The 13,342-nt window shown below is 58.0% G+C and carries 11 protein-coding genes, 1 tRNA gene and 2 rRNA genes; 5 read left to right on the top strand and 9 right to left on the bottom strand.

Annotated features, from left to right (window positions below):
* From FAA86_RS23495 to FAA86_RS23485, 3 genes are all read left to right on the top strand, one after another.
* Positions 1 to 189, top strand: a 23S ribosomal RNA gene (locus FAA86_RS23495); the annotation flags it as partial.
* Positions 190 to 372: 183 nt separating this feature from the next.
* Positions 373 to 487: ribosomal RNA gene (gene rrf, locus FAA86_RS23490) — 5S ribosomal RNA — on the top strand.
* 219 nt (positions 488 to 706) lie between these two features.
* A tRNA-Met gene (locus FAA86_RS23485) sits at positions 707 to 783 on the top strand.
* A 192-nt stretch (positions 784 to 975) separates the two neighbouring features.
* On the opposite strand, the gene FAA86_RS23480 is transcribed toward FAA86_RS23485, so the two are convergent.
* The 8 genes from FAA86_RS23480 to FAA86_RS23445 form a co-directional block, all read right to left on the bottom strand.
* The gene (locus FAA86_RS23480; RefSeq protein WP_110794133.1) at positions 976 to 2,376 is read right to left on the bottom strand and encodes an FAD-binding oxidoreductase; all 1,401 of its coding nucleotides are present in this window, start codon (positions 2,374 to 2,376) and stop codon (positions 976 to 978) included.
* A gap of 47 nt (positions 2,377 to 2,423) precedes the next feature.
* Positions 2,424 to 3,110: an ABC transporter permease gene (locus FAA86_RS23475; RefSeq protein WP_110794132.1), complete on the bottom strand. Its 687-nt coding sequence runs from the start codon at positions 3,108 to 3,110 to the stop codon at positions 2,424 to 2,426.
* Positions 3,111 to 3,114: 4 nt separating this feature from the next.
* Entirely contained in the window at positions 3,115 to 3,822 is a 708-nt protein-coding gene (locus FAA86_RS23470) for an ABC transporter permease (RefSeq protein WP_110794135.1), read from the bottom strand.
* 124 nt (positions 3,823 to 3,946) lie between these two features.
* Complete coding sequence (locus FAA86_RS23465) at positions 3,947 to 4,741, bottom strand: transporter substrate-binding domain-containing protein (protein ID WP_110794131.1); 795 nt, start codon at positions 4,739 to 4,741, stop codon at positions 3,947 to 3,949.
* A gap of 56 nt (positions 4,742 to 4,797) precedes the next feature.
* Positions 4,798 to 6,762: a DUF2817 domain-containing protein gene (locus FAA86_RS25240; protein ID WP_110794130.1), complete on the bottom strand. Its 1,965-nt coding sequence runs from the start codon at positions 6,760 to 6,762 to the stop codon at positions 4,798 to 4,800.
* 104 nt (positions 6,763 to 6,866) lie between these two features.
* Positions 6,867 to 7,973, bottom strand: a complete 1,107-nt coding sequence (gene hisC, locus FAA86_RS23455; RefSeq protein WP_245409036.1) for a histidinol-phosphate transaminase — start codon at positions 7,971 to 7,973, stop codon at positions 6,867 to 6,869.
* Between the two features lie 45 nt (positions 7,974 to 8,018).
* Positions 8,019 to 9,134 (bottom strand): 2Fe-2S iron-sulfur cluster-binding protein, encoded by a 1,116-nt coding sequence (locus tag FAA86_RS23450; protein WP_110794129.1) that lies wholly within the window; start codon positions 9,132 to 9,134, stop codon positions 8,019 to 8,021.
* 11 nt (positions 9,135 to 9,145) lie between these two features.
* A complete protein-coding gene (locus tag FAA86_RS23445; RefSeq protein WP_110794128.1) occupies positions 9,146 to 10,192 on the bottom strand; it encodes an aromatic ring-hydroxylating dioxygenase subunit alpha in 1,047 nt (348 codons plus the stop codon).
* 120 nt (positions 10,193 to 10,312) lie between these two features.
* On the opposite strand from FAA86_RS23445, the gene FAA86_RS23440 reads away from it, so the two are divergent.
* Positions 10,313 to 11,245: a LysR substrate-binding domain-containing protein gene (locus FAA86_RS23440; protein WP_110794127.1), complete on the top strand. Its 933-nt coding sequence runs from the start codon at positions 10,313 to 10,315 to the stop codon at positions 11,243 to 11,245.
* A 58-nt stretch (positions 11,246 to 11,303) separates the two neighbouring features.
* Here FAA86_RS23440 and FAA86_RS23435 read toward each other — a convergent pair whose 3' ends face one another.
* On the bottom strand, positions 11,304 to 12,257 hold the full coding sequence (locus FAA86_RS23435; protein WP_110794138.1) for a LysR family transcriptional regulator: 954 nt from the start codon (positions 12,255 to 12,257) through the stop codon (positions 11,304 to 11,306).
* Positions 12,258 to 12,349: 92 nt separating this feature from the next.
* Here FAA86_RS23435 and FAA86_RS23430 point away from each other — a divergent pair, with 92 nt between their 5' ends.
* A complete protein-coding gene (locus FAA86_RS23430) occupies positions 12,350 to 13,309 on the top strand; it encodes an MBL fold metallo-hydrolase (RefSeq protein ID WP_110794139.1) in 960 nt (319 codons plus the stop codon).
* The last annotated feature ends 33 nt before the right edge of the window (positions 13,310 to 13,342 follow it).

The raw sequence follows: 13,342 nt of genomic DNA, 5'->3' as shown, positions 1-13,342 counted from the left end.
GTGCCAACGGCATAGCAGGGTAGCTATATATGGAAGGGATAACCGCTGAAGGCATCTAAGCGGGAAACCCACCTGAAAACGAGTATTCCCTATCAGGGCCGTGGAAGACGACCACGTTGATAGGACGGGTGTGGAAGCTCAGTAATGAGTGAAGCTTACCGTTACTAATAGCCCGATTGGCTTGATCGTTCTCATTGCTTGTGCTCATCTCGCGGCGAATGCAACGCATTCGTCCGCTGTGAGCAGCCAGTAGGAATTAGGCAGTAGGCAATAGCCTCATGCCAATTCCACGACGTGTTAAAAAAACTATTGGCTACTGCCTATTGGCTAAGTCCTAGTTACCAGCTTCTCAACAACATTGCCCTTAGCCGACCTGGTGGTCATGGCGGGGTGGCTGCACCCGTTCCCATTCCGAACACGGCCGTGAAACGCCCCAGCGCCAATGGTACTTCGTCTCAAGACGCGGGAGAGTAGGTCGCTGCCAGGTCTGCTAAAGGCAATGTTGTCGGGTTTTGCGAACGCAAAGCCACAATCTTCTCGTCACTCAGTCGGCCCTGCCGAAATCTTAGGGCCGCTAATCAAGCGGCCCTTTTGCTGTTTGGAATGCAGATAACTCCTACGGTATTTTGCCTGCGGCAAAAACCGGATTGAGACGCAAACTCAAGAGTTTGCTCTGTCGGTATTTGCTAAAGCAAATACCTGGTAACGCGGGGTGGAGCAGCCCGGTAGCTCGTCAGGCTCATAACCTGAAGGCCGCAGGTTCAAATCCTGCCCCCGCAACCAACCATCACTCCGATGCCATCAAAGCCCCATCCGTGGGGCTTTTGGCGTTTCTGCACGCCAGAAACCGAAGGCTGGCTGAGCTTTGACCTGTTGACCTGAGCCATGAAAATTGGAGTGAGAACGGGGCACAGGTCATGATCTCAATTCTTCCGGCGAATAATCCGTGCATCCAGTGGCGGTTTTTGTGGTCAGCTATTCAGTCAAAACTTTGCCTGGGTTCAGCGTATTCGTCGGATCAAGGCTCCATTTCAACTGCCTCATCAACATCCACTTGCCATGATTAATTTGTGCAATCAAAGTTTGCGCCCTCTTGCTGCCGATGCCATGTTCGGCGGAAAAGGTGCCGCCTAGGGCATTCAGTCCGGTATAGAATATCTCTTCAATCGCCCTGATTTTCTCGCCGTCCATTGCATCATGAGCAGTATTTAAGACAACATGCAGATTGCCGTCCCCAAGATGCCCGAAGACGTAAGGGCTCAGTTCCGGGTCGAGCGTCTTCAGCTTCGCCATGCACCGGTCGAGATAGGCTTCCACTTCGGAAAGCGGTACCGACACGTCATATGACGGTGCGCCAGGATATTTGCGGTAGATCAGGTCCGTGTCTTCTCGCAGAGCCCAGATGGCCTTCTCCTGCGCCTTTGATGAGGCGATGACGGCGGAGATATCGGGGTAGTCCGTGGCGACGTCCTCGTAGATGTTTTCAATCTCGCTCTGAACATCTGCGTCGTCGTTTCCGCCAATGCAGAGCAAAAGATTGATGGGGTGGTCTGCCCGATAGTCGGCGGCTGACCAGTTGTGATGGGTCGATGTCAGGTAAAAATAATGCGGCCAGATCGCTTCTGCCGCGCGAAGCTGACCATGCCGCGCCTTCAGGCCGCGCTGCATGGCGCTCAGGGCTGCTTGGGTCGAGGGCAGGCCGAACAGCGTGGTGGCGGTGAAAGAGGGCCGAGGTTCGAGCTTGATGGCAATCCTGGTGATGATGCCGAGTGTCCCTTCGCTGCCGATGAACAGGTGTGAGAGGTCATAGCCCGCAGTGTTTTTCACCACGCGCGTCAGATCGGAATAGATCGACCCATCCGCGAGAACCGCTTCTAGTCCGAGGATACGATGGCGCATCACGCCGTATCGGAATGCGGCAATTCCGCCGGCATTGGTGGATGCCATGCCGCCGATCGTTGCCGAGCCCCGGGAGGGCAGATCGATACCGGGTTCGAGCCCATACTCGCCCGCTGCCTCCTGAAGCGCCTGAAGCGTGACCCCGGCCTCGACAATGGCGACATTTTCGACGGGCGATAGAAACGTGATACGGTTGAGACGGGCGGTGGAAATGATGATTTCGCCGGGTCGCGAAATGCCGCCGCCGACAAGACCGGTTCGCCCGCCATGCGTCACGATGGCGACACTGCTTGCATGGCAACACCGGACGACGGCGGCCAGCTCCTCCGTGCTGCCCGGCAGGACGACGATGCCGGCGCCGAGGTTTTCAGGCAAAATGCCGTAGTCGATTGCCGATACGGCATCGTTTTCTTTCACATAATCGCGTCCGACAATCGTCGCGATCTCGGCCTTGAAGCCGGAGGTCAGGCAGGACATGTGTTTTCCTTGGGTGAGAAGCGGTGCGCTCGTTCGAGACGGGCGGGTCAACGTGGCTCGTGGCGCATCAGGTGGCCTTCAAGCAGCCGGATCATCATCACCAGTACCAGATTGATTATGAGGTAGATGATACCTGCCAGCGTGAAGACCTCGAAGATTGCGAAAGTCTGGCTCATCAGGCGTTTGGCATAGCCGGTGATCTCCAGAACCGTGATCGTGGACGCAAGGCTCGTGCCCTTGACGACGAGGATCAACTCATTGCCATAGGCAGGCAGCGCCTGGCGGATGGCCAACGGAAACTCGATCCGGCGAAAACAGGTGAAGCGTGACATGCCGGATGCTTTCGCCGCTTCCTTGAGTCCAGATGGGATCGACAGCAGGCCGCCGCGCAGGATTTCTGACGTATAGGCGGCGGTGTTCAACGCAATCGCCATGACGGCACAGCGTGTTCCGTCGCTGACGAGCCACCATGTCACGGCGTTCCCCTTGATGAACGGGATTTGCGCCAGCCCGTAATAGAACAGGAAGAGTTGCACGAGGAGCGGCGTACCTCTGAAGACCATGCTGTAATATTTGGCGATGTTTGCAAGAAAACGCTGCTCGGACATCCGCACCACGGCGAGCGCGAGCCCAAGATGAAAGCCGATTGCGACCGACAAAATGGTCAGGATCAGAGTTTTGGACAGCCCTTGCAAAAGAACGGGGATCGACGTCGACAGAAAATCCATATCCATGGCATCAGCTCCTTGATCTTAGCCTGACAAGACGCTCGACGCGATCGAAGCCGGCCTGGCTTATGATCGTGATGATGAAGTAGACGATGGCGGCGATCAGGAAGAAGATCAGCGGATTGCGGGTGCTTCCGGCCCCCACGCTTGCCGTGCGCATCAGTTCCTGCAAGCCGACGACGGAGACGAGCGCCGTGTCCTTGATCGTCGCTTGCCAGACATTGTTCATGCCGGGGAGCGCGATGCGCAGCATTTGTGGGAAGATGATCCGGCGAAAAATCCGATAGCGAGAAAGACCCAGCGCGCGTGCGGCCTCGATATGGCCGGTCGGGATGGAGGCCAACGCGCCGCGGATGACTTCGGTGGAATAGGCCCCGGAGATTGCACCGACGGCAATGACGGCAATGATGAAAGCGTAGCCATTATCGGCGAGAGCGGCGTAGCCGAAGGCTGTGGCGACCTTGGTGACGAATTCGACCGAGGAAAAGAACAGAAGATAGATGATCAGCAGTTCGGGTACGCCGCGGATCAGGGACGTGTAGGCGGTTACTGCGATGGTCAGCGGAAAGATCCTGGCCCATTTGACGAGGCCGAAAAGCATGCCGATGATCGCGCCAAGGACGATACTGGTGAGACCGACGGCGATGGTGATCGCGGTGCCGCGCAGGATCGCGCCGATCCATCCACCTTCCCAGACAAGTATCAGACTGTTTTCCATGCGCTGCGCCTCGGCAATTGGCTTCATTCATGACTTGGATCCTGGTGTCTCTACCATCCGGATCAGTCGCGACAGTTCATCGGGTAGGGACGCCCCGCACGTCTGCACGTGCGGGGCGGCGTTATCAGTTGCAGGGACGCGAAATGTCCATCTTGAACCATTTCTGGCTGGCTTTACCGATCGAGCCATCGGCGACGAGTGTGCAGAGCGCCTCGTCGATCTTGGCTTTCAGTTCGGGATTGTCCTTGGAAATGCCGACGCCGATACCCTCACCGAGGGTGGAGTCGAACTTGCTCTGAACCTTCACATCCACGAACTGGAAATCCTTGCCGTCCGGCTTGGACAGGAAGTCCTGCAAGGCAGACGCATCGGCGAAGGCCGCGTCGATACGACCGCTCGTGAGGTCGATCTGCATGTTTTCCAGCGTGTCATAGGTCTTCAGATTGGCGGACGGAATGCGCTTCTCGACGAAGTGGGCATGCGTCGTACCGGTCTGCACGCCGATGGACTTGCCTTCGAGGCCCTTCAGCAGCGCATCGATATCCTTGATGCCGGCCAGATCGGAGCTTTTCGGCACCACGAACATGTTTGCGAGTTCGGCATAGCCGACCGAGAAATCGATTTCCTTCTTGCGATCCTGCGTGATCGACATGCCGGAGATGATGACGTCGAAACGATTGGCTTTTAGCGCCGGGATCAGGCCGTCAAAGGCTTGAACGACGAATTTGCATTTCATCGCAAGCTTTTCACAGAGCAGATTGCCGACATCGGCATCGAAGCCCGTGACGTTGCCGGCTGCATCGGCCATGCTCCATGGCGGATAGGCGCCTTCGGTGCCGATGGAGAGCTGGCCCTCTGCGGCCTGAACCGTGCTTGCGCCAGCAAGGAGCAGAGCGAGTGACAGAGCTTTGAAATTCATGTCGATATTCCCCTTTTGTGGATATTGTCATCGATCGTGTTTCTTCAGCGGACGCGTCATCGGGTGCGAGACAGGAACTGGCGAAGCCGTTCGGATCTCGGTGCATTGAACATGTCTACCGGAGCACCCTCTTCCTCCACTTTTCCTTGATGGAGGAAGAGAATCTTGTGTGAGACCTCACGCGCGAACTGCATTTCGTGAGTCACGAGGATCATCGTGTTGCCTTCTTCGGCCAGTTGCCGGATGACCCGCAGAACCTCGCCGACGAGTTCCGGGTCGAGCGCCGATGTCGGCTCATCGAGAAGAATGAGCTTCGGGCGCATGGCAAGCGTGCGGGCGATGGCGGCGCGCTGCTGCTGCCCGCCGGAGAGTTGACCCGGATAATGCGCATGCTTGTCCGAAAGGCCGACTTTCCTCAGTAGCGCATGCGCATGGTCGATGGCCTCGGCCTTGTGCTCCTTCAGCACCTGTACCGGCGCTTCGATGATGTTCTCCAGCACGGTCATGTGCGGCCAGAGATTGAAGTTCTGGAACACCATTCCGACGCGGGAGCGCATCCGCTCGACTTGTCGGCGATCGGCAGGGGTTGCGCGCCCATTGGCGGCGCGCTTCATCTGGATTTCTTCGCCATCGATGACGATCTGGCCCTGATCCGGCTGCTCCAGCAGATTGATGCAGCGCAGAAAGGTGCTTTTGCCTGAACCCGACGAGCCGATCATTGACACCACTTCACCCCGTTTTGCCAAGACATCGACGCCGTTCAGCACGCTCAAGGGCCCGAAGCGCTTGTGAATGCCATGAACTGCGACAGCGGGCTTTTCGGCCGTTTTCGGCTTGTCGTGATGCGGATTGGCGAGCACCGTGACCGATGCGGCAGCTGGAACGACCTTCTCGACACCAGCCCCACCGAGCGTCTTCAATTGTGCGAAGGCACGGTCGAAGTGGCGCAGCGATGTGGAAAGGCAGGCTTTGCGCCAGTCGGCATCGTCGGGAATGAAGGCGGTGCGGATCTGATTTTTGATGCTCTCGCCAAGCGGCGTATCCAACTTGCCATAGAGATGCAGCCAGTTATCCGCCTTGACCGCGTTCGATACGGTTTCGCCTTCCAGCGTGCCGCATTCGATGACGAGTGGCAGAACACGCGCCGCTGGCATGGCCTGACGAATAGCGGCCGAGACATAGCCGGTCGCCGTCGCAGCAATGCCGCTGCCTGTTGCGGCATGTCTTCCCGTCATCACCACCGAAAGGGCGGGGCCGAACATCTCCCGCCCCCAGTCCAGACCGGAATGCTCGCTTTCGGCAACGGAAAGAAGCGCGGGATAGGCGTAGGGGCCGGCACCCGTGTGGAGATCGAATACGATAACGTCCTTGAGGTGACGGGCAAATGTCGACAGGATTTCGAGGAGAGTCAGGTTCGACCAGACTGGGCTGTCGCCGCCATAGAACAGGCCATCAGGATACTCGTATTGGCCGGCCTCTATGATGGGTGCAAGGCCCTGATAGCCGCCGGCTTTCGCTTTGGCCGCTTCGTAGGCTGCGTCCATCTGATCGCGCTCGGGGCCATCCCAGGAGGGACAGAGCAGAAGCGGGTGCAGGTCACAATAGCGCTCATTCTTCGGCGGCATATTGTTCCAGTCGATGAAATTGCGGTTGAGATCGACATTGTCTTCGTTTACCCGGCGCGACCAGGCAGTGCCCCAGGGATTGATCAGATGGATGGCGAGAACAGCAGTGTCGTCCGGCAGGTGCCAGGGGGAGTTCTGTGAGAACCACGCGGTCTGGCAAGCGGAACCGAAGGGGCCCTCGACCCCATGGGTGCCGGAAATCAGCACCATCAGCTTTGCCGCATCTCTCCGTCCAAGATAGGCAACATCGGTTGCGAGCGGCTCACCGGACGGACCGCGCAGAGGATGCGGATATTCTGACAGACTGGCGCCAGCGGTGCGGGCGGCCGCGATAAAACGCGCGCGCAAGGCCGAAAAGTCCCCGGCGAAAAGGCCAGACTGCGGTGAAGATGCCATGCGACAAAGCTCCCGGTTCTTCTGATCGTGATGCGCTTTCGCGCGCAGTTCGTTCCCGCGGGTCGTTGCCCGCTTTTTGTTTTTTTGTTGCCGCGCTGGCGTCCTTATCTGGCGATAAGCATGTGCAGCGCGGCAATGAAGCGGTCGTTTTCCGCCGGTGTTCCGATCGTCATGCGGATGAAGGTCTCATAACCCTTCTCCTTCCATGGCTTGACGATGATGCCGTGCGATAGCAGGTGACCGAATGCCTTTTGGCTATCGAGGCCGACATCGATGAAGAGAAAATTCGTTTGCGATTTTGCAGCCCGCAATCCCATCGATACCAGTGCTTCTGCTACCCGGGCGCGTTCGCCCGTCATCGATGCGACGGATGACTTCATCCACGCATCGTCATCGAGTGCGGCAACGGCAGCGATCTGTGCCACGCTGTTGACGTTGAAGGGCGTCTTCGAAGAGCTGACGGCGCGGGCAAGACGGTCATCGGAGAAAACCGCATAGCCAACCCGAAGTCCTGCAAGTCCGTAGGCCTTCGAAAAGGTGCGCAGCACCACATAATTCAATCCTGAACCGGAAAGGAGCTCCAGACCGTCTGGGGTCTCGTCGTCGGCATATTCGAAATAGGCTTCGTCCAGAACGAGAAGTGTTTGGTGAGAAACTGCCGCGAGAATTTGTTCGAGGCTGGCTGTGTTGAGGGCAGGGCCAACCGGGTTCGACGGTGAGGAGAGGAAGAAGATTGCCGGCGCCTTTGAAAGAGCAGCGACAATTGCCGGCACATCGAAGTCGAGATCCGCGCGCATCGGCACCTTGTCGACTGTCGCGCCATTTGCCAACGCTTCGATCTCGTGCAGACCGAAGCCGGGTGAGACCGTGGCGACCGGTGCGCCAGGACAGAGTACCGCGCGACATATGGCTGCGATCATGTCCTCCGAGCCGTTGCCGATGACGATCCGATCACTTGCAACGCCAACCTTCGTGCTCAGAGCGCCGCGCAAGGTCGTGCAGGCTGGATCGGAGTAACGCGACGGATTCACGCCTGCCAGCGCTGCCATCACCTTGGGGGAACAGCCATCCGGGTTTTCATTGCTGGCAAGCGCTGCGATATCGTCGCGACCGCTGAGCTTGCGTGCGGCAGCAATGTTCATTCCGGCATTGTAGGGCGGCAGAGCCGCTACATGCGGATTGAGCGTGATATCTTTTCGCGGCATATCCATTTCGGTATCCCTAAAGTGTGTGCTCGGCTATGCCGGTGGCTCGGGTCAAAGGTCGAGAACGACTGAGGATTTCGGCTTGGTGCAGCACAGGAGCACCCGTCCTTGCGGCACCTCATCGAGCGGCTCTTCGAAGTAGTCGACCTCTCCGGAGACAAAGCCCTGTTCACAGGTGCCGCAAATCCCGGCGCGGCAGGAAAATTCTGGCTCGATGCCATTGGCTTCGAGACAGTCGAGAAGCGAGCTGCAAGATTCTGTCCAGGCCAGTTCCCGTCCGGACTTTTGCAACACGATCCGCATGCCATCATTGCTGACAGTCGCGGTTGCGCCGGTCCCATCGCCTGCATTCGGCGCAGTCGGCTTGGCAGTTTGCAGCTCCGGCTCGGACAGCAGGCTGGCCGGACCGAAGAATTCATAGGCAATCCGCTCCTTGCGCACGCCAAGGCAGGTCAGAATGCCGAAGAGCGCCTTCATGAAGGGTGGCGGACCACACATGTAAAACTCGTAGTCATCGAGCGGCAGCAACTTTTGCAGCACCTCGCGGCCGAGAAAGCCGGTCGAATGGCAGCGACCCGCCTGCATGTCGTCGTCCCCGGCAAAACGATGGCAGAAATGCACCGTGATGCCGCTGCGAGCCGCTGCGAGCCCTTCCACCTCATTGCGCAGGGCATGGACTGCCATGCTGTCACAGGCATGAATGAACCAGACGGGCCGATCCGTTTCATGCGCAAGCACATGAAGCATGGAGACGGTGGGCGTCAGGCCAACGCCGCCGGACAGGAGCACGACAGGCCGTGTGCTTTCCGTATCGAGTCTGAAGGCGCCGCGCGGCGTGTCGATGTCCAGCACCATGCCGGGTTCGACTGCATCATGCAGCCAGCAGGAACCAAAGCCCTGCGGCAGCTGAGCGGACGGCGCGGCCTCACGTTTCACGCTGATGCGATAAATCCCGCTTTCTCTGGGCGATGACGAGACCGTATAGTTTCGGAGCACATGGCCATCCGCGCCATCCGGAATGCGGATGGTGAGGAACTGCCCTGCTTCAAAGGATCGCCAATGGTCCTTGTTGCGGGGCGCCAGCGTGAAGGAGGTAATCGTCTCGCTTTCGCGGGTCTTGGCGATCACTTCGAACGGTTGGAAGCGTGAGGATGCGGGCTGTTGCATTCCGCGCAATCCTATTCCGCAGCCTGGTTGGCCGTCTGGCTTGCCGCTTCTTCGGCGATGAGCTGCGCCAGCTTGCGGCGGAAACGCAAGGGGCCGACATCGATCTTGAGATCGAGATTGGGCGTCTGCTTGTTGGCCATGCCGTGTTGAACAGCTTCGAGAACAATCCTGTCTTCCTCGAAAGCGCCGCGCACGGATTTGGCGAAGCTTGCGGACACCGCCGGGTCGTCAGGCGCGAAGTTGCGCATCTGGAACCAATAATACTTCGTCCTGTTCTCATCGACCGGCGTCATGAAGTTGTAGCTGTCCATCAGGAAGGTGTTGTCGGGCAGGGGCTTGCCTTCGCCGCCGGTGAAGGCCGGGGCGAAGATCGCCTTGATGATCGCATTGCTTGGATAGCGCACTTCGTAATGCTGCTTACGGTCGGTATTGCCTTCGAATTGCAGGAAGGGCGCATAGAATGGTGCGGGCTCGGAATCGATCATCCAGCGCCAGACGGTCACACCATCCTCCTTGACGGTCGTTTCAAGCGGCGTTTCCTCGCAAGCCGAGCTGGCGAAGGATGACTGATGAACCCATGCGACGTGCGACGGGTCGAGCAGATTGTCCGTCATGTAAAGATAGTTGCAGTTCAGCATCATCGACTCGCCACGATTGATGCCCCAGGCTGGATCGCCGAAATGCTCGACTTCGAAAATCTCGTCCGGATTGGCTTTTTCCGCACCGCCCATCCAGATCCACAAAAGACCGTAGCGCTCGTGGACCGGATAGGAACGAACCTTGGCGACATGCGGAATACGCTCTGCACCGGGCACGCGGGTGCAGGCGCCCGAACAGTCAAATGTCAAGCCATGATAGCCGCATTCCACATCGTCGCCCTTGATGCGGCCCATGGAAAGCGGCAGCTTTCTATGGGGACAGGCATCTTCGAGTGCGGCGGCCTGGCCGTCCTGTTTGCGGTAAAGAACGATGTTCTCACCCAGGATAGTCACGGGCTTCAGCTCCCTCCCGACCTCATGATCCCAGGCGGCAACATACCAAGTGTTCTTGAGAAACATTTCGCTCTCCTTGCGTTTTGTCAGGCCGAGTGTTTGCCGTTTTGCTGGTGCCAACAAGTTGCAAGCGGCTGCTTTCTATTTTAGAAAATCTAAATTGGGGAGAATTCTAAAGGAGCCGCTTTGAAGAACCTGTCACTTCGTGCGTTGCAGGCTTTCGACGCGATCGGTCGCTGCGGTTCGATCACCGCTGCCGCTGAAGATCTGGGCGTTTCGCCAGGTGCTATCAGTCAGCTTGTGCGCAATCTGGAACACGCCCTGGGATTGACTCTCCTGGAGCGCCGAGGTCGCCGCGTCGAGCTGTCCTCCTGGGGGCGGCTCTATTATCGAGAAGTTTCCAAGGGTTTTCAGCAGCTTGCGCTCGCGACAAACGTCCTGAAGCGCGCAAGCAACGAAGGCGGTATCGTGGTAAGCGCGCTGTCATCCGTCGCCAGCCGGTGGATAAGTCGCAAGATTTTCGACTGGCAGGAGCTCTGTCCCACCGCGCAATTGCGCATTTTCGGGCAGGATCAGGAGCCGCGCCTAGGGGCAGAAGAGGTCGATTTTCGCATCACATACGGTCGACGGTCATACGTGCACGAGCACGTGGCTCACCTGTTTACGGACTGGGTTGTTCCTACCTGTTCACCGGCGCTGCTCGCCGCCCGGCCACCGCAATCACCCGAGGACGTTTTGACCTTTCCGCTTCTCAACGTGGAGTGGGAATCCGATTACAAGGCCTCGCCGCAATGGCGTGACTGGGCAAAGCTGGTCAATGCCAATCACAGTCAGCCATTTTCCGGTCTCTCCTTCACGCTTTCGAGCAGCGCCATTGATGCTGCCGTCAACGGGAGAGGCTTTGTGTTGGCACAGCTTTCGATGGTCCAAGAAGAAATCGCGGCTGGTACACTCGTCGTTCCTTTCGATATTCGGCTCAAACTGTCTGAAAGCTACTTTCTCGCCTGGGACAGGACCGCTTTGGAAAAGCCTAACGGGCAACGTTTTCACAAGTGGATATTGGCGGTTGCGAGACAGCAGGAAATGTTGTCTTCACCCCCATTTTTGGACCGGTCATAGGTTCGCCTCTGTTCAAGGCGAAAACACCGACCAACTGACACCTATCCCCTGCTGCCCGTCACACTTCGATATCCGCCAGGTCGCTCTCGTCCTTCCTGATCATCGCGTCACGGATCTGCTGTCGCAACCAGGCGCAACCGAGATCGCTGTCCATCTGAAGCGGCCACACCATTGCCACCGGGGGGAAAGACAGCGCCAGTGGTACAGGGCTGACCTCAAGTCCCAGCAGAGGGCCGTAACGAAGCGCAATGCGTGAAGATACGGTGGCAATCACCGCTGATGAGCGTGCTGTTGCCAATATCGACATGAAATCTGGCGCGGCAGCCACCACGTCCAGTTCTGCTCCCGCGTGTTCCAGCGCATCCTTGACGCAGCCATGGAGACTGTCAGTCTGCGAAATTACGGCGTGCTGTGCTGCCATATAAGCATCAAGGCTCACGGGACCGGAAAGCTTCAGCAGTTGCGGATTGAAACAGCACAGTATGCTGGACTGATAAAGCGGCTCGCAATGGTGTCGTGAATCAGGGAGATAGCTGCATCCCACAGACAGGTCGACGACACCTGAATCCAGCATCGCCTCGATCTCCCGTGCATCGCCGCCGCGAGCCAGAATACGAATGCCCGGCGCAATATCGCGCAACCGAGCGGTCAGGTCGGGCAGCAACAATAGTTCGACCTCGCTGGAAAGCCCCAGCCTGAATGTACGTCGCTCAGTGGCCGGATCGAATGCGTCTGCAATCAGCACGGCTGCCTGTGCCTGTCGCAGAGCCTGCCGCACCGGGCCGGACAAATTCAGCGCCCGCGTCGTGGGCTTCATCACCTGTCCTACGCGGATGAATAGCTCGTCCTGAAACAGCGTGCGCAAGGTCGAGATGTTGTGGCTCATGGCAGGCTGCTGGATCTTCAAGCGCCGCGCCGCACGGGTGACGCTCATCTCTTCCATCATCGCATCGAAGGCAACGAGAAGATTGAGGTCGAAGGAACGAAGATTGAAATGATCGATGACTTGCATGACTGGTATCGATTTTATTGCTGACGGCGGCATCCTTAGCTGATGAGCAGGAACTTGCAAGCCGTTCCCAACTCACCCAAGGAGCAAACCCTATGCCATCCCGTCGTTCCATTCTCAAAGGCGTACTGACCGGTCTGATCACAGCACCCTTCGTCAAACCACAAATTGCTTTGGCCAAGGCACCCTATGCCGCTGTTCAGTCGCCTGGGTTCTACCGGCTGAAGATCGGTTCCGCCGAGGTTACGGCCCTGTCGGATGGCACCATCCCTCTGCCGCTGGCTAAGCTCTACACCAACACCAGCGAACAACACGCGCAGAGCGCCTTGAATGATGCCTTTTTGCCGGAAACCGTCCCGACCTCCGTCAATGCATTTCTGGTCAATACTGGGGAGCGACTGGTGCTGATCGACGCGGGCACCGGGGGCTATCTGGGTCCGTCGCTCGGCAAGCTCGTGTCCAACATCGAGGCCTCCGGCTACAAGGTAGGTGACATTGACGATGTCGTCCTCACCCATATTCATACCGATCATTCCGGCGGGCTGATGAGCAATGGCAAACGCACTTTTCCAAACGCTACATTGCGGGTCAATGAGCGGGAGGCAAAATTCTGGCTTAGCCGGGAGAACGCCGAGGCGGCGACGGGCATCGTCAAACAGCATTTCAGTGAGGCGGACCAGTGTGTGGCGCCCTATGTGGAAGCCAGAAAATTCGAAATCTTTGGAGACAGCCAAGCACCCGTTCCCGGTCTGGGCTCCATTCTTTATGCGGGACACACGCCGGGTCACAGCGCCATTACGCTGGAAAGCGAAGGCCAGAAGATCGTCTTCTGGGGCGACATCACCCATGGCGAGATCCTGCAGTTCGATGAACCCGGCGTCGCCATAGAATTCGATATCGATCAGAAGGCTGCCGTTGCTGCCCGTGACCTCGCCTTCAAGGAGGCGGTGGAAGGCAAATATCTTGTGGCAGGGGCGCATATTGCGTTTCCCGGAATCGGTCATGTGCGTACAGACAGCACCAATTATGACTGGCTGCCGGTCAACTACTCCTAGGATTGCCCCGGATTAGGCGATGGGTCGACGAGG

Origin of the sequence: Rhizobium rosettiformans W3 (genome assembly GCF_004912135.1) — a bacterium.
GTDB lineage: Bacteria > Pseudomonadota > Alphaproteobacteria > Rhizobiales > Rhizobiaceae > Allorhizobium > Allorhizobium rosettiformans.
Note: the sequence above shows the minus strand (reverse complement) of the source record. Positions and strands in the feature narration are given on the sequence as shown.